This is a genomic window from Pseudomonas sp. Sample_23 (genome assembly GCF_004307595.1).
GTDB lineage: Bacteria > Pseudomonadota > Gammaproteobacteria > Pseudomonadales > Pseudomonadaceae > Aquipseudomonas > Aquipseudomonas atacamensis.
Window position 1 is genome coordinate 49,661 of the sequence record NZ_RCNX01000066.1, and the last position, 19,694, is coordinate 69,354.

17 protein-coding genes are annotated in these 19,694 nt (G+C 60.1%); 9 read left to right on the forward strand and 8 right to left on the reverse strand.

Annotated elements, in window-relative coordinates; translation table 11 throughout:
- Positions 1–59: 59 nt before the first annotated feature.
- Genes mpl through D8U82_RS17420 form a run of 3 tightly spaced genes read left to right on the forward strand, consistent with a single transcriptional unit; the run spans position 60 to position 2,330 of the window.
- Entirely contained in the window at positions 60–1,409 is a 1,350-nt protein-coding gene (gene mpl, locus D8U82_RS17410) for a UDP-N-acetylmuramate:L-alanyl-gamma-D-glutamyl-meso-diaminopimelate ligase (RefSeq protein ID WP_130902616.1), read from the forward strand.
- The gene (gene ubiX / locus D8U82_RS17415; RefSeq protein WP_024014462.1) at positions 1,406–2,053 is read left to right on the forward strand and encodes a flavin prenyltransferase UbiX; all 648 of its coding nucleotides are present in this window, start codon (positions 1,406–1,408) and stop codon (positions 2,051–2,053) included. Before mpl ends, ubiX begins: the two co-directional genes overlap by 4 nt.
- Positions 2,046–2,330 carry a YceK/YidQ family lipoprotein gene (locus tag D8U82_RS17420; protein ID WP_095181909.1) on the forward strand — a complete coding sequence of 95 codons (285 nt, stop codon included), beginning with the start codon at positions 2,046–2,048 and terminating at the stop codon, positions 2,328–2,330. Before ubiX ends, D8U82_RS17420 begins: the two co-directional genes overlap by 8 nt.
- 158 nt (positions 2,331–2,488) lie before the next feature.
- Here D8U82_RS17420 and D8U82_RS17425 read toward each other — a convergent pair whose 3' ends face one another.
- The 3 genes from D8U82_RS17425 to D8U82_RS17435 form a co-directional block, all read right to left on the reverse strand.
- The gene (locus D8U82_RS17425; protein ID WP_016773010.1) at positions 2,489–3,130 is read right to left on the reverse strand and encodes an oxidoreductase; all 642 of its coding nucleotides are present in this window, start codon (positions 3,128–3,130) and stop codon (positions 2,489–2,491) included.
- A 27-nt stretch (positions 3,131–3,157) separates the two neighbouring features.
- Positions 3,158–4,885 carry a C13 family peptidase gene (locus D8U82_RS17430; RefSeq protein WP_130902617.1) on the reverse strand — a complete coding sequence of 576 codons (1,728 nt, stop codon included), beginning with the start codon at positions 4,883–4,885 and terminating at the stop codon, positions 3,158–3,160.
- 102 nt (positions 4,886–4,987) lie between these two features.
- The gene (locus tag D8U82_RS17435; protein ID WP_016773011.1) at positions 4,988–5,443 is read right to left on the reverse strand and encodes a MaoC family dehydratase; all 456 of its coding nucleotides are present in this window, start codon (positions 5,441–5,443) and stop codon (positions 4,988–4,990) included.
- A 194-nt stretch (positions 5,444–5,637) separates the two neighbouring features.
- On the opposite strand from D8U82_RS17435, the gene D8U82_RS17440 reads away from it, so the two are divergent.
- From D8U82_RS17440 to D8U82_RS17460, 5 genes are all read left to right on the forward strand, one after another.
- The gene (locus D8U82_RS17440) at positions 5,638–6,000 is read left to right on the forward strand and encodes a CidA/LrgA family protein (protein WP_130888561.1); all 363 of its coding nucleotides are present in this window, start codon (positions 5,638–5,640) and stop codon (positions 5,998–6,000) included.
- Positions 6,000–6,716 carry an LrgB family protein gene (locus D8U82_RS17445; RefSeq protein WP_016773013.1) on the forward strand — a complete coding sequence of 239 codons (717 nt, stop codon included), beginning with the start codon at positions 6,000–6,002 and terminating at the stop codon, positions 6,714–6,716. Before D8U82_RS17440 ends, D8U82_RS17445 begins: the two co-directional genes overlap by 1 nt.
- A gap of 10 nt (positions 6,717–6,726) precedes the next feature.
- Positions 6,727–7,317 (forward strand): LON peptidase substrate-binding domain-containing protein, encoded by a 591-nt coding sequence (locus tag D8U82_RS17450; RefSeq protein ID WP_130902618.1) that lies wholly within the window; start codon positions 6,727–6,729, stop codon positions 7,315–7,317.
- 112 nt (positions 7,318–7,429) lie between these two features.
- Positions 7,430–7,645, forward strand: coding sequence for a hypothetical protein (locus D8U82_RS17455; protein ID WP_024014458.1), 216 nt, complete (start codon positions 7,430–7,432; stop codon positions 7,643–7,645).
- Positions 7,646–7,717: 72 nt separating this feature from the next.
- The gene (locus D8U82_RS17460) at positions 7,718–8,278 is read left to right on the forward strand and encodes a hypothetical protein (protein WP_125925932.1); all 561 of its coding nucleotides are present in this window, start codon (positions 7,718–7,720) and stop codon (positions 8,276–8,278) included.
- A 55-nt stretch (positions 8,279–8,333) separates the two neighbouring features.
- Here D8U82_RS17460 and D8U82_RS17465 read toward each other — a convergent pair whose 3' ends face one another.
- The 5 genes from D8U82_RS17465 to D8U82_RS17485 all read right to left on the reverse strand — a co-directional run bounded on the left by D8U82_RS17465 (position 8,334) and on the right by D8U82_RS17485 (position 18,408).
- The gene (locus D8U82_RS17465) at positions 8,334–10,289 is read right to left on the reverse strand and encodes a hypothetical protein (RefSeq protein WP_130902619.1); all 1,956 of its coding nucleotides are present in this window, start codon (positions 10,287–10,289) and stop codon (positions 8,334–8,336) included.
- 108 nt (positions 10,290–10,397) lie between these two features.
- A complete protein-coding gene (locus tag D8U82_RS17470; protein ID WP_241668069.1) occupies positions 10,398–13,748 on the reverse strand; it encodes a calcium-binding protein in 3,351 nt (1,116 codons plus the stop codon).
- Between the two features lie 181 nt (positions 13,749–13,929).
- A complete protein-coding gene (locus D8U82_RS17475) occupies positions 13,930–15,822 on the reverse strand; it encodes a hypothetical protein (RefSeq protein ID WP_241668070.1) in 1,893 nt (630 codons plus the stop codon).
- A gap of 402 nt (positions 15,823–16,224) precedes the next feature.
- Positions 16,225–17,541 (reverse strand): bifunctional DedA family/phosphatase PAP2 family protein, encoded by a 1,317-nt coding sequence (locus D8U82_RS17480; protein WP_130902622.1) that lies wholly within the window; start codon positions 17,539–17,541, stop codon positions 16,225–16,227.
- A gap of 141 nt (positions 17,542–17,682) precedes the next feature.
- Complete coding sequence (locus D8U82_RS17485; protein ID WP_130888570.1) at positions 17,683–18,408, reverse strand: DNA-3-methyladenine glycosylase; 726 nt, start codon at positions 18,406–18,408, stop codon at positions 17,683–17,685.
- Between the two features lie 177 nt (positions 18,409–18,585).
- Here D8U82_RS17485 and D8U82_RS17490 point away from each other — a divergent pair.
- Positions 18,586–19,694 (forward strand): glutamate-5-semialdehyde dehydrogenase (locus D8U82_RS17490; RefSeq protein WP_130902623.1); only part of this gene is annotated, 1,109 nt, incomplete at its 3' end.

A 19,694-nucleotide genomic window follows, 5' to 3' on the forward strand; every position in this document is an offset into this window, starting at 1 on the left:
AAAGAGTGCCATTTCCCCCTCCCTACGCTAACCTGCGGCCATGTTTTACGAGGTCGACTATGCACATTCATATTCTGGGTATCTGCGGGACTTTCATGGGCTCGATGGCGGTGTTGGCCAAAGAGCTGGGCCATCACGTCACGGGCTCCGACGCCAACGTCTATCCGCCGATGAGCACGCAGCTCGAGGCCCAGGGCATTCAGCTGACGCAGGGTTATGACCCGGCACAGCTCGATCCGGCGCCGGATCTGGTGGTGATCGGTAATGCCATGTCCCGTGGCAACCCGGCGGTGGAATATGTGCTGAACAAAGGCCTGCCGTACGTCTCCGGCCCGCAGTGGCTGGCCGACCATGTGCTGCAAGGGCGCTGGGTGCTGGCCGTGGCCGGTACCCACGGCAAGACCACCACCAGCAGCATGCTCGCCTGGGTGCTGGAGCATGCCGGCATGAGCCCGGGTTTCCTCATCGGCGGCGTGCCGCAGAATTTCTCGGTGTCGGCGCGTCTGGGCGGCACGCCGTTTTTTGTGATCGAGGCTGACGAATACGACAGCGCCTTCTTCGACAAGCGCTCGAAATTCGTCCACTACCGTCCACGCACAGCCATCCTTAACAACCTTGAATTCGATCACGCCGACATCTTCCCCGATCTGCCAGCGATCGAACGTCAGTTCCACCACTTGGTGCGCACCATCCCGAGCGAAGGGCTGGTCATCCACCCGACCACCGAGCCTGCCTTGCAACGGGTGATTGAAATGGGCTGCTGGACCCCGGTGCAAACCACCGGCGCCGGCGGTCAGTGGCAGGTCAAGCTGCTCAGCGAGGACGGCTCGGCGTTCGAAGTGATGTTCGAAGGCGTGTCGCAAGGCACCGTCGAGTGGGAATTGACCGGTCAACACAACGTCGCCAACGCCCTTGCCGCTCTGGCCGCAGCGCGTCACGTTGGCGTCGTGCCGTCGATGGGCATTGCTGGGTTGAGCGCGTTCAAGAACGTCAAACGGCGTATGGAGAAAGTCGCCGAAGTGCGCGGCATCACCATTTACGACGACTTTGCTCATCACCCGACCGCCATCGCTACCACCCTCGACGGCCTGCGCAAACGCATCGGCGACGCACCACTGATTGCGATCATCGAGCCGCGCTCCAATTCGATGAAGCTCGGCGCGCACCGTGACGGTCTGCCGGACAGCGTGGTCGATGCCGATCAGGTGATCTGGTATGCCCCGGCCAACCTCGGCTGGGACCTTGGCGCGACCGCTGCCCTGTGCACCGTGCCGTCCGTCGTCAGCGATTCGCTGGAAGGCATCATCGAACGCGTGAAGAGCCAGGCGCAGCCCGGTACTCACGTGGTGATCATGAGCAACGGCGGCTTCGGTGGCCTGCACGGTAAGCTCGCCGAGGCACTGCAATGAACACTTTTTCTCAGGCCGGCGGCCCGGAACGCATCACCCTGGCGATGACCGGCGCCTCTGGCGCGCAGTACGGTTTGCGCCTGCTTGATTGCCTGGTGCGCGAAGATCGCGAAGTGCACTTCCTGATCTCCAAGGCTGCGCAATTGGTCATGGCCACCGAGACTGACGTGTCGCTGCCGAACAAACCGCAGATGATGCAGGCGTTTCTCACTGAATACACCGGCGCCGCAGCCGGGCAGATTCGCGTGTATGGCAAGGAAGACTGGATGTCGCCGGTAGCCTCCGGCTCCGGCGCGCCGGCAGCCATGGTGGTGGTGCCGTGTTCGACCGGCACGCTGTCGGCGATTGCCACCGGCGCCTGCAACAACCTGATCGAACGCGCGGCGGACGTCACCCTGAAAGAGCGCCGTCAGTTGATTCTGGTGCCGCGCGAGGCGCCGTACTCGAGCATTCATCTGGAGCATATGCTCAAGCTGTCGAATCTGGGCGTGACAATTCTGCCGGCCTCGCCGGGCTTCTATCACCAGCCGCAGACCATCGATGACCTGATCGACTTCGTTGTGGCGCGGATCCTCAATCTGCTCGGCATCCCGCAGGACATGCTGCCGCGTTGGGGCGAGCATCACCTGAGCAGCGATGAATAAGCTGCTGGTGCTTGTGCTGGCGCTGCAATTGGGCGGGTGCGCCACCGTGCGCACGCTGGATGCGGCCAAACCCGGCGCACCGGTGGTGTATGCCGGGACGCGGCTGGATTTGTATGCGTTGAACGGCGGCTGCTGCGCGATGGACCGGTTCGGTGCCGAAGCGCCGAGCTATCCGGGAGTGGACCTGCCTGCCAGCGCGTTGCTCGACACGCTGTTGTTGCCGTTGTCGTTGCTCACCGTGATTGGCGTAGGTTTTCAAGCGACTGGTGGATTGTAGGGGGGCGCACACCCTCTGTGGATTGTAGCGACTGATCGTTCCCACGCTCTGCGTGGTAACGCATCCTGTGACGCTCCGCGTCACGCTTTTTAGGACGCAGAGCGTCCATGGCTGCATTCCCACGCAGAGCGTGGGAACGATCATCATGGGCGGATGGATTATTTGCCGAGCTTGCGCAGCTCATCGGATTCAATCACCCGCACCCCATCCTGTTCTTCCAGCGCCAGGCGCCACATCGCTCGGGCCAACTGGCACGCTTCGATGCCGTGGTATTTGCCCGGAATCAGCTTTGACAACGGCCCGGCCAGTTGCTCGACCAGACGCGGTTCGGTGCGTTCGCCAAGCAGCAGCGAAGGTCGGCAAATGGTCAGTTGCGGCCAGTTCTGCGCGCGCAGCGCCTGTTCCATTTCACCCTTGACCCGGTTGTAGAACACCGAGGAATTCGGATCGGCGCCAATCGCACTGATCACGATCAGGTGCCGTGCGCCCATCTCCCGGGCGCGCTTGGCGAACGCCACGACCATGTCCAGATCCACTGCGCGAAAGGCTTCTTCGGAGCCGGCCTGTTTGATCGTGGTACCGAGGCAGCAGTAGGCGATATCGACCCGGCCACTGAGCTGCGGCAGAAACGCCTGCGGGTCACCGACCGGGTTTTCCAGATGCGGATGCTCGGCCAGCGGCCGGCGTGAAGGGGCGAGGACACGGGTAATCGTTGGCTCGTTGAGCAAACGGTCGAGCAGATGTTCACCGGTCAGTCCGGTGGCTCCGGCAAGCAATACGTGCTGAGGCGTCAAGTACATAGTGTCTCTCCCTTGATACTGTTCAGCTTAGTTGCCTTTTTTCGCCGCGTCGTTCAATGCGCTGCTTTGCAACGCTTTGCGCGCTTGCTGTTTACGCAGCAGTTGCCAGTGCGACAGCACGGTTTTCGGCGCCCAGATCTGCGGCTCCGAGGCTTCGAAGCCGTCGGCCAGCTCGCGTTCGGCGACGGTGGCTTTGGCCAGTTTGAAAGCCTGCTCCAGATCATCAGTCTGGTTCAGCGCCTGGGCGAACAGCGCGTCGCCGAAATAGGTGAAGTTGGCTTCTTCCGAGCAACCGAACGACACCCGATCGGCGCGCGAGGCAGTCATGATCAGCGTGCGTTCGTCTTTCAGCGCCGGGATGAAGCCGCCGGAATAGCACGAAGAAATCACGATGACCTTGTCGCGATGCTTCAGCGGCGCGAGCACGGCGGCGAGCTCATCGGCGGGCAGGTCGGCCAGTTCCATGCGCGGCTGATCGAGCACCAGTTCATGTTCGGCGGTGCCGTGGCTGGTCAGATAAATGAACAGCAGATCTTCCGGCCCGCTGCGTTCGGCAAGGGCTTGCGCGGCGCGGCGCAGGTTTTCCCGGGTGGCCATCGGCCGGTCGCCGAGATGATCGCGATGATTGACCAGACGAATCTGGCCGAAGGCGCCGAAGCGCGTGTTGAGCATGTTGGCGACGTAGTCTGATTCACGCAGGAACACGCTTTGCTTGCCGTCGCCGCCAAGGGTCAGGGTGTACAACTCGACTGCCGGAGTCGAAGCGGGAATCGCCGCCAGTGCCTCGTCCAGCAACCGGCCTTGGGCGAGCAAACCGAGTTCGAGGGTGTCGGGGAGCAATTTGCCGTCGGCGTCGCGCACGCGTTGGCCGTTGATCCAGGTGCCGCTGAGCACGCTGCCATCGGTCAGCACCAGCGTGCCGCGTCCTGAATAGCTGTCGTTGTCGAAGCCGCCGATGTAGAAGCTGCCATCGGCCAGGTTCAAACGGCCCTGGCCGGTAAAACGCCAGTCATTGAACACACCGATGTAATGGCTGCCATCCGCGCCGATCAATTCGCCCTTGCCGGTCAGCGCGCCTTCCTTGAACTGGCCGAGCCAGACGTCGCCGTCGGCGTTCTCGTAGCGGCCCTTGCCGTGCAGTTGATTGTTCTTGAAACCGCCGACGTAGATATCGCCGCCGGCGCTGTTGTAGGTGCCGTTGCCTTCCAGTTGACCGTTGACGAAATGCCCGCTGAACGAATTGCCGCTGGCATCGCCGCGCTGGCCTTCGCCGTTGGGTTTGCCGTGGGCGAACTGGCCTTGATAGGAGCTGCCGTCGTCCATTTCCAGGCGGCCGAGGCCGGAATACTGGTCAGCCTTGAACTCGCCGCGATAGGTCATGCCGTTTTCTTTCAGCGTGCCTTCGCCATCGCGCCGGCCCTGCTTGAAACCACCGGTATAACTGCTGGCATTGGTGCTCAGGCTGCCCTGACCATCGAACAGCCCTTGCTGGAACTGGCCGCGATAGACCTCGCCGTTGCTGCCATGCCATTCGCCCTGCCCGTGCCACTGACCCTTGTCGAACTCCCCGGCGTACCAGCTGCCGTTGGGGTAGTCGACGCGGCCCTGACCTTGCAGCAAGCCGTCGACCAGTTCACCGCGATAGCGACCGCCATCGGGCAGGCGCGCATCCGGCGGCAACAGCGATTCGCCGTCGCCGCAAGCGGTGAGCATCAGGGTCAGGGCAAGGGGTGCAAGTCGAGCGATTGAGCGCATAGCGGGATCCGGGCAATTAGGCGACCGAGTATGCCGCAGCTATGCGTCGCATATATACAGACGTGACGCGAAACAGCGTGCGCTGCTTCGCATCCGGGATGATCAGACGAAGCAGAGTGACAGCGGCTCGGCGATGTAGGCCGGTTTGTCCGAGCCTTCTATCTCCAATGTCGCGGTAGCCTTGAGCAACCACTGGCCGGGTTTTTTCTCGGTGACTTCGACCATGTCGACCTTCAGTCGGACTTTCGAGTTGACCTTGACCGGCTGGATGAAACGCACGCTGTCCAGGCCATAGTTGACGACCATCTTCACGCCTTCGGGCAGCACGAGGATGTCTTCCATCAGTTTCGGCATCAGCGACAGCGACAGGAAACCATGGGCAATCGTGCTGCCAAACGGCGTTTGCGCAGCCTTGACCGGATCGACGTGAATGAACTGAAAATCACCGGTGGCTTCGGCGAACAGGTTGATGCGCTCCTGATCGATGGTAAGCCATTCGGAACGTCCAAGTTCCTTGCCGACATAATCTTTGAGCTCTGCAACGGGAACATAGGGCATTGAGACTCTCCTTGGGTTCATCGGTTTTATAGTTTTTCAGGGGGCGGATTTGACCGGCCTGCGAACCACTGTAGATCATCATGGCGATTTGCTCAGGTCAACCGACCATGCTTTTGGCGAATGCCGGTCCATAGCGCCGGCATGCTTATAATGCCGAGCCCCTGCTGGCTGAAAATGTAAGACGGAGATGTCGGATGTTGTTACGTGGCCTGACCCTGCTGGTGCTGTTCCAATTGCTTGGCACCGCGCTCAATCATTTGCTGTTGCCGATATTGCCGGGGCCGATCATCGGGCTGCTGCTGTTGCTGGTGTTCCTGATCATTCGCGGTGAAGTCGGCGAGCCGCTGAATCAGGCAGCGGGCAGTCTGCTGCGTTATCTGCCGTTGCTGCTGGTGCCGCCGGCGGTGGGCGTGATGGTGTATGCCACGGCGATTGCTGCGGATTTCTGGGCGATTGTCGGCGCGCTGGTGATCTCGCTGATCCTGTCGATGGCCTTTGCCGGCGTGCTCATGCAGCGGCTGGTCAAACGTCACGCGCCGCCGGCGGAGGAGTCCTGATGCTGTTTGACTGGCAAGGCGCGTGGGCGTCGGTGATTCATCATCCGCTGTTCGGCATCGGCATCACCCTCGGCGCCTATCAACTGGTGCTGGCGGCGTTCGAGAAAACCCGCTGGATCTTTCTGCAACCGGTGCTGGTCTCCATGTTGTTGGTGATCGGTGTGCTGGTCGGCTGCGGCCTGACTTACGCGGAGTACCGCAAGAGCACCGAGATCCTCAGCATTCTGCTCGGGCCGGCCACGGTGGCGCTGGCGGTGCCGCTGTATTTGAATCTGCGGCGCATCCGCCAATTGTTCTGGCCGATTTTTACTACGCTGGTGATAGGCGGGGTGGTCGCAACGGGCATGGGTGTGGCGCTGGGCTGGTGGTTCGGTGCCGATCACATGATCCTGATGACCATGGCGCCGAAATCGGTGACCTCGCCGATCGCCATGCTGGTCGCCGAGCAGATCGGCGGCGTGGCGGCGCTGGCCGCGGTGTTCGTGCTGATCACCGGGGTGATTGGCGCGATCTTCGGCCCGGCGCTGCTGACCCGCCTCGGCGTGCACAGCCCCGAAGCGCGCGGCATGGCGCTGGGCATGACCGCGCATGCGGTCGGCACGGCGGTGGCGATGCAGGAAAACGACGAGTGCGGCGCGTTCGCCGCGCTGGCAATGAGTCTGATGGGCGTGGCCACGGCGGTGTTCCTGCCGTTGGCGGTGTCGATGGTGGTGTAAGGATATGTCTATGAGTCTGCCGCTTTTCCCGCTGAACACGGTGCTGTTCCCCGGCTGCAACCTCGATCTGCAGATCTTCGAGGCGCGCTACCTCGACATGATCGGCCGCTGCATGAAGCAGGGCGTCGGTTTCGGTGTGGTGTGCATCCTTGCGGGCAGCGAAGTCGGTGTGGCACCAGAAGGTTTCGCAATGGTCGGTTGCGAGGCGCGGATCACCGATTTCGAGCAACAGGACAACGGCTTGCTCGGCATTCGCGTGCAAGGCGGACGGCGCTTCACGGTGTTGCGCACCGAAGTGCAGCGCGATCAGTTGATTGTCGCTGACGTCGAATGGCTGGACGATGAGCCCGAGCAACCGTTGCAGGACGAGGACGCCGACCTGGTCGCGCTGCTCAAGGCGCTGGCCGAACACCCGATGGTCGAGGCGTTGAACATGGGCACCGAAGCCGCCGGGCAACAGTCGTTGGCCAATCAGCTTGCCTATCTGTTGCCTTTTGCCGAAGAGGACAAGATCGATCTGCTGCAACTCGACGACCCACAGCAACGGCTGGATGCGATCCAGGCATTACTCGACGAACTGCAGGGCGAACTGTTCGCCTAGTTTCACTTTGAATCAACTCGCGCTGCCTGCCAGTATTGTTTCGCTTTTGTCTTTGTCTTAATTTCAAGTTGCTCGCAGGATGCGAGCAACTTGAAAATAACAAGGATAAATCATGACTTTATATGAAGATGAACGGGCATTCTGGGACGATATTGCTGGCAAGTATATCTTGAAGCATGCCGGTACTGATCATAACGCTGGCCACGTCATTGAGGCGGCAGCGATTTATGCGGATCGCATGGTAATGGCCCGGCGGAAACGAAAAACCGAAAACATTCCGGATGGCGATGTTCTGCGAATGTCGGCAACAGCCACAGTCGCTATCTGATCCTTTTCCTTTTTCAACTTTTCTGTCGCTGTCTTGAACATGGCAGCAGAGTGTTTACCAATGGGTAGTTCTATGTCTTTGGCAAAAGTAAACAATGAAAGCTTCAGCGCCAATCTTTATCTGGACGGTCTTCCGGTAGTTCTTAATCAGCAACGCCTGCAACAGACCCTGCGCCACAAGCGCATAACTCAAGGCGAAAAACTCGATGCTGAAGTGGGGTTGGCCGACTCGCGGACATCCGCCCTTATCACCCTGGCTGACAATGAGGACGATGCTCCGTTGCTGTTGAGGTTTGTTCCTGAAGGTAACTGTTACGCAATTCAAGTGATACATCCGGGCGTGTTTGACGGTGCGCGATTATTCATCGAAGACAAGACACATAATTTGCTGGTCAGCACCAGCGCTCCGGCACAACTCTATTCAATCAGTACCTACGGCGTGGCCAAGGCTTCTTTGAGCAATATCGCATCCGGCCCGGCTTATATCGAATTGAACAGCGAGCCGAAAGATAAGCCGCTGTATCGTCAGGTAAGCGATGGCATGAGCAAATTCCTCGACGCGAACCCCAACGGGACAGGGCATAACGCCTTCAATCCAAAACCCGCAAGGTTTGTGATCAGCGTGCTCAAATAGCGCAACGCCGCAATTGAAGGACAGACGCCATTCGTTATCGAATGGCGTCTGGATCTCACGGCCGATAATGTTCAGCAACGGGCCAGACTATATCGTTGGAACATGTTTTCCTGCCCTTGGGCAACCTCACTATGGGGCCCTTGGAGGCAGCTACGCGATCGATCAACTGATCGTATGAATTGCTATGATCGCCCCCAGCCCAAGTGTCCTCCTCGATATCCGCGGCATCGCCTCCGGCCTTCCGGAAAATATCCTCGACTCTTGCCGCCCGACTCAGGTCCGAGCGCACCAGCCATATCCGCTCGGCACTGATGCCTCGCGTGGGCATGGAAATACGTCCTTCGTGGCTGTCGCCATCAAAATCCCTGTTGTTCAGGTAAAGGTTTTCGACCCGTGGGACCACTTCGATGCCGCGGGTGTCGATGACATACAGGAAACCATGTGTCTGTTTGCGTCGCAGCAACGGGTAATCGCGCGAGTTATCCATTTCAAATGAGGTATCAGACTCTTCACCCGAACTGTGTCGATATCCGCTGGATGAGTCACTGTCGGAAACGTGCCCTGGATAGCGATTGGCCTGGCTGTTGTAGTGCCGAGGGTTGGAATAGTAATCAAAACCCAGGTATTGAATGCCGTTGGCCAAGGAGAACGTCGTGCTGAAGGCTCGCCGGGTTGTCGAGTCGGAAGGGTTGCCCCGCAACTTCACCAGCCGCCCGTCACGCGCCAGCTCGAAGGGGGTACGTAGATCGGCGCGGAACATTGCCGGGATATCCGTACGGTAAAGATAATCATGCTTGTTGCGCATGTAGCCGGCATGTTCCAGATAGCTTTGCAAAAAGTCTGCTTCGTAACGCTGTTGGACAGGCGGCAAGTCACCCTCGATGCTTTCACCTTCTTGCCGCAGTCTCAGACTGAAGGGTCCAAGCTCTTCGGCAATCTGTTCGAAGCGTTTGGCATCCTGCACATTTCGGGTCAGGCTTTTGTGCTGTTCGGCCCATGCGGGAAAGCCGTTTTCCATGTCCGGGCGCAAGCGTTTTTGTTGCGCGGTGCTGAGATTGTAGGTGCGTAAAAGCTCGGCGCATTCACTGCGAGTCTTTTGCGGGTGGGACCATTTCATGGAGTCCAGAAGGAATTTGTAGTGACTTTTGATATCTCTGCGTCTTGCCCAGCCCGGCGGGGCCCCGTTGGCCTCGGCCTCGGTACGAAAGGCAAGAATTTCCGCGCCGCGCAGGCTGTACACATCCCATAGTTCGCCATCGGTCCAGTTCGCCAGCTTCAACGGCAAGGCGGCATCCGCGCGTGCTTCGTTCGGGTCTGCCTTGATCAGGCGGCCGTATTTGCCCTTGAAGGCGAAGCCGACATTCAGTCGTGTATTTACTTCCTCTTTATGGGGATTTTTTTCCCATTCGTGTACCGCGTAATAGCCTTGTTCGTTCGGCACCGGCGCGTAACGCGGCTTGGCCAACTCATACAGGGTGTAGCGGTCGGGCGGGTACTCTTCGATGGGCTTGTTCAAACTCCACAAAACAGTGTCCGCGACTCGATAAAGAGGCGGTCCCGATGGCGTCCGTTCACTGGGCAATCTGGCGCGCCAGGCTTTGATCAGATCGTGGTACGCCACCATCACCGTCTGCCCTGCGGCCGATCCGTCGTCGTTGGCGATGTCTGCGAACTTGCGCCCCTTGTATTCTTTCAGACCGTCTGCATCGGGGCGTAAAGTCCCGTCAATGTCTTGCAGGTAAGGCTCCAGCGGCGACATGGCAGACCGCTGAGTAGGCCTCTGCGCATCAAGGATCCGGCTCACCGTTATCACGGGTTCCGGGCTGGCGTGACTGCCGTGAGGACTGCGGGCGAGAATGTCCGGCGATGTGAACGAGCCGTCCGGCCTGACGCGGCCAGGCAAGCGTGCATCAAGATCGATGGGACGATCAGGGCTGATCGGGCGGGAGGTCGAGGTGCCCGGCGTTTCCGGTGTCGGTAATGGGCGAAGTGTCCCGGGTTTCTGGCGCATAAAGGTCATTCCATGTAGTGAACCCGGCCAGTCATTGGCCGAGGTGATCAAGTGCCGGACTGGAGCTCAGGTCCATCCCGGCACGTTGTTGAAACCGGCAGCGCGCGGTCAGTTGATGTTGACGGGGATGAACAGGTCTTCGCGTTTGACGCGTGTCTGCCGGTCAGTCAGCAGGCTCCAGTGGCGGTTTACCGAGTTGTAAACCAGCGTGCCCACTGTGTCGGGCTGGTAGCCAATGTGAGTCACGTAGACCCGCACTGCCAACTCGTTGCGCTGCCGGTGTTGCTCGATATCGGCCAACAGCGCATCGACGCCGGCGTAGCCTTGGGCATTGATGACGTACAGCTGCAAGATCTCGAACAGCAGCGAGACTTGATAGAGATTGCCGGCGGTGGTCGCCACGCTGACCGATTCCACCGGTGTGTCATCGCCGATATCCGGCAATTGGACAGTCACGCTGGCGATGCGCAAGCGGTTGTCCTGCAATTGGATTTCGTCGCGAGTGACGGTTTCGTCCATTGTCCTGGTGTACAGATTCCAGCTTGAGGCGTTGGCCGTTTTTGCCGCAGCCCCAGGTGTGGCCAGGCGCACGATGCAGTTGCTGGCCAGGTAGATGTCGTACGTCGCGCTATGACCCTCAAGCAGATAAATGCCGGTATGCGCCCGGGATTCGATGACGATTTTGCTGGGTCGATCGGTCAGCAGCGGCTTCTCACTGATGGCGGGCCGGGTGAACGGGTAGTTGCCGTTGCGCCGTTTCAGCCAGCTTCGAGTGCTGACCTGTCGTGCGCCGGGGTTGTTGGCGTCCTCTTCGTAGTCCAGGTGCGGCAGTTGCAGGCGATAGGACACTCCGTCCCGCATGACCACAACGATGTCTTGCGCCAATTGCGGCGTGGTCACTTTGAGGCTGTTGCGCCCGCTGTACCCGGTGGCGGCAGCGATCGGTTGAATCACGCCCTTGAATGCCAGCACTTTTGCCGGCAACCGCAGCGACAGGCAGAAGTCTTTGTAGGTCAGGTGAGTATTGCCCGAAACGCCTTTGCGCACCTGGACGGCATAGCTGAGCTCGACGTCGATGATTTCGTCGTCGCCGTAGTCCAGAAAAACGCTGCGCGGCCTGGTGGCGCTGCGTGCGATGACGAACTCGACCTCGCGCTGAGTACGGGTGACAAAATGTCGGCCCAGGCTCTGATTGTCGATCGTCACCGTACCGCCATTGACGATCGCCGGGGCAGGGGCGGGCTGACCAATGACGGTCACGGCGACATCGATGTCCTGACTCAGCGCTGGACCTGGTTCCTGAGGGAGCTGAGCCAGCAGTTCGTAGCCATCCTGGGTGCGGAACAGCCATCGATCGTTATGCAACCGACGCTGGCCGTCGACCATTCGATAGACGTTTTCCAGGGTCAGCACGTGGTCTGGGTCGTCGCCGTCCTTTCCGCGCAAGGAATTGATCACCAGCGAGGTGCCGATGATCTGCCAGCGCTGAATCACCGCGTGCGGCCAGCCCATTTCGATCACGCTCGAATGCGCGCTGTCCTCGGTGATTGTCGTGCGTGCGTTGGTGTGAGCGATGTAATAGCGATCGACGCCGCTACCGCCGTCCACGTGACATTCGAGGCCGTAGATGGCAATCGTGTCGTTGCCGGCACCGGCGCTGACGCGATCATGGCCATGGGCTGAGATCTGGTTGGCCTCGGTATTGCCGATGACGTGGCTGCTGCCTTTGCGCAGCGTCGAAACGTTCTCGAACGATGTCAGGTGCGCGACTTCAATGCCTGGTCCTTCCGGGTCCAGACCACGCAGCGTGACCTTGCCGCTCGGCAGGTCAATCCGATGGCCGATGTGTCGTGTATCAGTGGCTGGCCGCTGGCCTTCAAACGCAAACGTATCGCTACCGTCGCCGCCATCCAGCACATTGATGTGCGGCGGTTTGGTCAGCCGGTCCAGTTCCTCGTCAGCGACCTGCTGATAGAACGCATCGTTTTTGTCGCCACCGCTGAGCGCCTTGTGTCCCTGGCGGTAGGTAAACAGGTTGGGCTGCGCCTTGACGCCGGCGACACGGTCATTGCCATCGCCCAGGCGCCAGAACACGCCTTTGCCTTCGCCTGCACTGCCGTTGACAACGCCCTTGAGGTTGTCGGGTAATCCATGGCTTGCATCGATGATATCGTCGCCGCCGACGATCACCGCCTGGCTGTCGAGTCTGAACGGCAGCTGCCCGACGCTTTCGTCCCACTGGTAACGCCATAGTTCGACAGGGCGCAATTCGGCGCGAAACGCGCCATTGACCACTTGGGCGATGGAGTCGCTGTAAGCGCCGGCAAGCATGTCTTTGGCCGACAGTTCGAGCTGTTTTTCGTAGTCACTGGAAAGCCTGGACAGCTTGAAGCGATCCATCACTTCGGCGTCCAGTTCCTTGCCGGTAAAAGCGAACCATCCCGAGCGCAGACGCTCGAGTGTTGTCAGTTCGATGTAATCATCGATCTGGTCGACGACCCTGGCGGCTTGATAGATCAATGAACCGGAGATGAGCAGTGCGGCAGCCGCGAGGCCGAGCGGGCCGGCAACACTGCCGAAACCGGCCAGCGCGGCGACGCCCAGCACCAGGCTGATGCCAGCGCCCGCTACACTCAGGGCAGCGCTGAAATAATGGTCCTGAGCTTCTTTGCCCGATGACGCGGCGGCGGCGTTGAACGATTTGATCGCGTCGACAATGTCGAACGGCAAGGTGATCGCGCTGGCGAACATTCCCGCGCCACGGCTCATGTATTTGCCGATCGAGGTCAGCGCAAAACCCCTCAGTACATTGCTGCCCTGAGTCAGCATTGCCTGGCCTGTTCTGGCCAGACCCCGCTCAATGATCAGCGAGCCGAGTTCTGCAGCGATGGATCCGCCGTAGTAGAGCATTTCCAGCGCCTCGCCTTTTTTGATCGCATCGGTCAGGGCCATGTAGCCGCTGTAGATGCCGAAGGCTTGCATGCCGACTCCTGCGCCGCTCATCAAATAGCTTTTGGTCTTGTTGATCCAGCCGGGCGCGTGTTCAAACGCGTCCGCCCGGTGGATTTCCAGCTTTTGCGCAGCCTTGCCCAATTTGTTGAGACGATCCATGGCGCTGCCCGAAACCAGCGGCATATCACTGACGAACAATGGGCCGGCATCGACCGAGCGCTTGCAGGCAATCTCATAGAACAGCAGTGCCGCCATGTCATTGTCGGGAAAGTCCACAGCTTGCAAGCGGGACTGTACCTTTGCGGACTCGAAATGGAGTCCGTCCAGAAAAGCCTGATCCACGCGCTTCATGTTGGCATTCGCCGGACTGACAGGTTGACCGTCGACGGTCGCCCCCAGCGCTTGCAACTCGACCCGACTGATCACGACCTCGCCGATACGCAGTGGGCCCAGGTGTTTGTCGATTGCCTTCAGAGTCTGGCGAAGGGATGGGGGGCTGTCAGGCACCTCGCCTGGCACGTCCGCTCGATCGGGCATGGGTGTGGACGGCGTATGGGCATTGGCCGAGGCGTCTATGGGGGTAACTTGAAGCGCGCGCACGTGGGCGACATGAGCCGCGGGAACGATGAGTTTCGACACGTATTAATCCTTTAATGGTGTGCATGAGGAGCCGGTTTCCCTGGCGGCTTTACTTGAGCATCTGAAGTTCGGGCCAGGCGATGTCATGGGCAAACTCGTCCTTGTTGCCTGAGAGCCTGAGTATCGGCAGGCCCGCCGCCTCCACCTGGTCGATCAACTGGTCGTATTCGAACCGGTTGGAGTGCCCGGCATGGGTGGCCGCTTCGATGCGATCAGCGTTTGCCCCAGCCTGCTCTTTGATGTCTTCGACCCTGGCGCCCTTGGTCAGGTCTGTGTTCAGTAACCAGACACGCTCGGCTGAAACTCCGCTGCGCGTGACCGAGATCAGCCCTTCGAGATCGTCGGAGGGGAACCAGGTCGGCGGGGTGTCACGCGCAGCGGAATTGAACATCATGTTTTCTTCGTGGGGAACGACCTCCAGATCGCGCGTGTCGAGTGCGTAGAGAAACATTTCCGTCTGCCGTGTGCGCGTGGACCGGTAGCCGCGTTCGTGATCCCATGCCACAGGGCTGTCAGGATCCGACCAGTCTGACGAGGAGTCACTCGGTGTATCACTGGCGTCGCTTGCGCCGCTTTCCGAACCGCTGTCGCCCGTGTCGCGTCCCGGGTATTTATGGGTCTGGCTGTTGAAACGCAGGTATTCGGGATCGGGGGCGCGGGCATATCCCTGTCCTGCCTGGAGACTGAACGTCGCGCTGATCGGCTTGTGTGTGGTCGCGCCGGGTTCGTGGTGATAGCGCGGCAGCATGGTGCCGTCGTTCGCCAGCTCGAACGGCGTGCGCTCGTCACCGCGAAACAGCGCCGGAATGTCCGTGCGGTACAGGCAGTTGTTCTTGTTGCGCAGATAACCGAGCTGTTTCAACAGCGCTTCGCGCACCTCGGGGGTCAGGCTGTTTTCTGCGTCGTACCAATCGTGGCGGGCATTGCGCTTGAGGTTGAGCTGCTCGAGCGCATCGGCGGCAAACTGGTCGAAGCGTTGCGGGTTGCTGACGTCCTCCAGCAAGCGCTTGTGCGCCAATGCCCACGCCGGAAGCGTCAGAAGGCTGGCCATTTCCTGCTGCAAACGCGACAGTTGCCTGGGCAGCAGATTGAACGATTGCAGAAAGGCTTCGCGCTCGGCAAAGCCCATCTGCGGGTGCAGCCAGCGCAACGAGTCGCGCAGCAGATCGGTTCGCGGATTTTCCGTGGTTGTGGGGTGTGCCCACTGTGGCGGCGTGCCGGTGGCCTGGGCTTGGACACGAAAGCGCGCGATGTCCTCGCCCTGTAGCCCATATAGCTGCCATATCTCATGATCGGTCCACTGTTTGAGGTGGAGCGGCGACGCTGCGAATCCACCCGCCGGAGGATCAACCGCTATGTAATTGCCATATGAATCCCGGAAGGCGAACAGTATGTTGTCTTTGCGTGAGCCAAATAGCGGATTCATTTCGTAATAGCCCTGAGCATCCGGCGAACGCCAGGATGGGCTGTAACGACTTTGATTGATGGGTGTTGTCACGGGGGCGAGGCGCGGTCGCTTTGGCGCGGGTTGTTCGGTCAGGCGCCAGGTGGGGCTGTCTGCGTTTTTGTACAGGCGCGGTCCGGAGGGAACGCGCTCGGTGAGTAACTTGCTGCGCAACGCGCCGGTTTCATCCTCACCCACATGCGTGGTTTGCAGAGCTCCCTGATATTCGACGTCTGCGAACTTTCTGCCAACGATCCAGCGAAATCCATCATTGTCGGCAGGCTGCATTCCACGCACAAAGGTCTCTGATAACCAGTAATCGTTTATTGAAGTGGAATGTTCCGAGCGATAGGCGCTGTGTGCCGGTAACTGAAAGATTTCAACCGCTGGCAACCGCGGATTCGCATCGGCAAGGGCGCTGTCGAAGTTGGTACTGTGCAGCGCAAGATCGGGGATGCCGGCTCTTGGCGATATTTCAATGCTGCTGACATCAAACATGGGCCGATGTGGCGTTGGCACGTTTGCATCAGTTTGATGCGTGGTTGTGACTGACGTCTTGCGGGGTATTTTTGGACTCATGAAAGACTCGATAAGAAATGGATTGTTGTATGACTCGGCAGAACTTCAATGCATGGTTTGAATAAATATGGATAGCCAGCAAATGTCCGAGTCGGGCCCATCAATCTAACGGTTTTTCAAAAGCGCGAAACACTGAGCAGGCATGTTTCAACTTGAATATGTAACGCTAGTTTTGCGTCGATCGAGAATGCGGAAATGTCGGTTTTATAACCAGGAAAGTTAACCGGGAGGGAGGAAGTTTGCGTAGGTTGCAAGCGCCGCTCTTGTCGGAATGTTCCGAAAGAGCGGCGTATAAGAAATGTCGCTTGTAAATTGCCTGTTTTAGTAGGCGTAACGCAACAATGTATGTGGCAAGTGGCGCATAACGAAGAATCCGAACAGCGCGACCATGGACGGCAGGATCAGCCACCAGATCTTGAAAGGCATGGCGTTGAGCGGCGCCTGCCGCTGGTTTGACCACAGCATCGCGGCGCAGACGCAGCTGGCCAGCATTGCACCGGCCAATATGTCGGTTGGCCAGTGCGCGCCGAGATAGACCCGCGACAAAGCAATGGAGAATGCCGGGATGCAGGCAATCAGCAGCCACGTCAGGCGCATGCGTGGCGGCTGCCCGCGTCCGGCCAGGACACCCAGCGTCAGGAACAGGGCGAATGCGCCAGAAGCATGGCCGCTGGGCATGCTGTAGGTGGTCAATGGATCGCTGAGCACTTCCGGGCGTACCCGGGCGAAAAAATACTTGGTGCCGGTGTTGGCCATGGCGGTGATCAGCATGGTGGCGCCCGCGAACACTGCCTGGCGCCATTGCTTGCACAGCAACAGCAATATGACGAGCAGGGCGCTGAACAGCAGCATGTTGCGGAATTCGCCGATCAGGGTCAGCGTCACGGCGATTTCGTCCAGCGCTGGCTGGCGGTGCTCCTGCACCAGAGTCATCACGCCGTTGTCGAGCGCGGTGAGGTATGGATAGCCGATAAACAGCCCGATCAGGATCAACAGGCTCATGCCGCCGATCCAGATCGTCGCGCGACGATGGCGGCGCACGCTGCTGTTGACGCTCAGGCCGACCATCACCGCAATGCTGGCCGCGACAATCCCGGCTTCGAGCCAGAAACCTTCAGGCAATGGCAGGCGGAACGCTGCGCCCGTGGCCCAGCCCGGCAACAGATAAGCCAGGCTCCAGCCCACAGCGGCCAGCAGGCTGACGGCGAAGAAACGCGGGAACGGCATGTCGCACATCCCGGCAACCATCGGCAGCATCGGCCGCAGCGGGCCGATGAAGCGCCCGACCAGCAGGCTGGCGATGCCATAGCGCTGGAAGTACGACTCGGCGCCGGCCATCCATTCCGGATGATGGCGTAGCCCGGGGAGGCGGCGGATGTTCTGGTGGAAATGGCGGCCGAGGAAGTAGGAAATCAGGTCGCCAAGAATGCCGCCAAGAAAGCCCAGCAGCAGCGTTTCGCTCAATGACAGCGCGCCGCTGCCGGCCAGCACCGCCACGGCAAACAGCAACACCGTGCCCGGCACGATCAGCCCGGCGATCGCCAGACATTCCACGCACGCCACGATGAACACCGCTGCGGCCAGCCACTGCGGATTGGCGCCGAGCCATCCGGTGATGCTATCGAGCCATGGGCCCATACAGAAAAACTCCATTCATTCTTTAAGTAATTGTTACGCGGTGGACTGCTGACCTGCTCGCGAATGACGCTGTGTCAGACGATAGAAGCGTTGGCTGGCACGACCCCTTCGCGAGCAGGCTCGCTTCCACAGGGGAGGTCATCATTCATTGACGGATGCGGCGTCGGTTACGGGAAGCAAAATATAATCCCGGCCTTCGACCTGACCCCGTCGCAGCGGGTTCCGCGTGCACCATTGCGCATACGCAGCGTCAACGAAGCGATACATCAAGTGTTCATCGCGGCCCAGCGGGATGCCCAGCCGAGTGGTTTGAATAATCTGCGAGGGTGCCGGTCCCGCGTCCTCGACCAGCAACAACTCATGATCGAAACGCTTGGCGTCCCACATCGGTACTTTCAAACCCAATGCCTTGCACAACAACGTCTGCCCGGCGCACAACTTCTGCGTCGGCCGCGGTCGCCCCTGGGCATCGGGATTGTTCAGCAGCATCTGCGCCAGACTCGCCGGGCCGCTGACCTCGTCGACCCACGGATAGGCGGATTTGATCAGCACGGCATTGCCCGGACCTTGCGCACTGAAGTTCAGCGAATCACCGCCGCGGGCGTAGTACATATAGATGTGGCCGCCATCCAGAAACAAAGCCTTACGCTTTTCTGTGTAACCGAGCGAGGCATGACTGCCTTTTTCCGCGAAGTAATAGGCTTCAGTCTCGATGATTCGCGCACTCAGCCACAGATCACCGACGCGATGGCGGATGACTTTGCCGAGCAGCGCCTGCGCCAGAACCTGGGCGTCGCGGTCGAAAAAACTGTCCGGCAGGCCCACGGGCAGGCGCGCGGACTCGGGGCAAAGGGGCACGTTGGTCATGATGGGCAAGGTTTATCCAGGCTCAAGAGGTCGTGATGATAACAACGCTGAGCTTAATTACGTCTGAACGACGGGCAAACGCAGCTCATTTCGACCATCCGCCCGTCACCGCTGTTAGTCCCGGGACGCGACAGCTATAATCTGCCGCTTTCCTCTTTGCCAAGACCCCAGCAGACCATGACTGAGTCCGTTCTTGACTACATGACCCGATTGGGTCGCGCCGCCCGCGCTGCCTCCCGGGTCATCGGTCGCGCCAGCACCGCGCAGAAAAACCGCGCCTTGCAGGCTGCCGCCAATGCTCTGGATGCTGCACGCGCCGAGCTGGCCGCAGCCAATGAGCTGGATCTGGCTGCCGGTCGCGCCAGCGGTCTGGAGCCGGCGCTGCTGGAACGTCTGGAACTGACCCCGGCACGCATCGACGGCATGATCGTCGGCTTGCGTCAGGTCGCTGCACTGGCGGATCCGGTCGGCGCGATCCGCGACATGAGCTTCCGTCCGTCGGGCATTCAGGTCGGCAAGATGCGCGTGCCGCTGGGCGTGATCGGGATCATCTACGAATCCCGTCCGAACGTGACCATCGATGCCGCCAGCCTGTGCCTGAAGTCCGGCAACGCGACCATCCTGCGCGGTGGCTCCGAGGCAATTCATTCCAATCGCGCGATTGCCGCGTGCATCCAGCGCGGTCTGGCCGAAGCCGAACTGCCCGCCGCTGTGGTGCAAGTGGTCGAAACCACTGACCGCGCCGCCGTCGGCGCGCTGATCAGCATGCCTGAGTACGTCGACGTCATCGTGCCCCGCGGCGGTCGTGGCCTGATTGAACGCATCAGCCGCGATGCCCGCGTGCCGGTGATCAAGCATCTGGACGGCATCTGCCACGTTTACGTCAGCGAACACGCCGATCTGGCCAAAGCCCAGCGCATCGCCTTCAACGCCAAGACCTATCGTTATGGTATCTGCGGCGCGATGGAGACCCTGCTGGTCGATCAGGCTGTTGCCAAGGATTTCCTGCCGTCGATGGCCGCGCAGTTCCGCGACAAAGGCGTCGAGCTGCGCGGTTGCGAGCGCACCCGGGCGATCATCGAAGTGGTCGCGGCCAGCGAAGACGACTGGCACACCGAGTACCTGGCGCCGATTCTGTCGATCCGTGTGGTCGACGGTCTGGAGCAGGCGATCGAACACATCAACCATTACGGCTCCCATCACACCGACTCGATCGTCAGCGAAAACCTCGCCGACACCCGCCGGTTCGTGGCGGAAGTCGACTCGGCCTCGGTGATGATCAACAC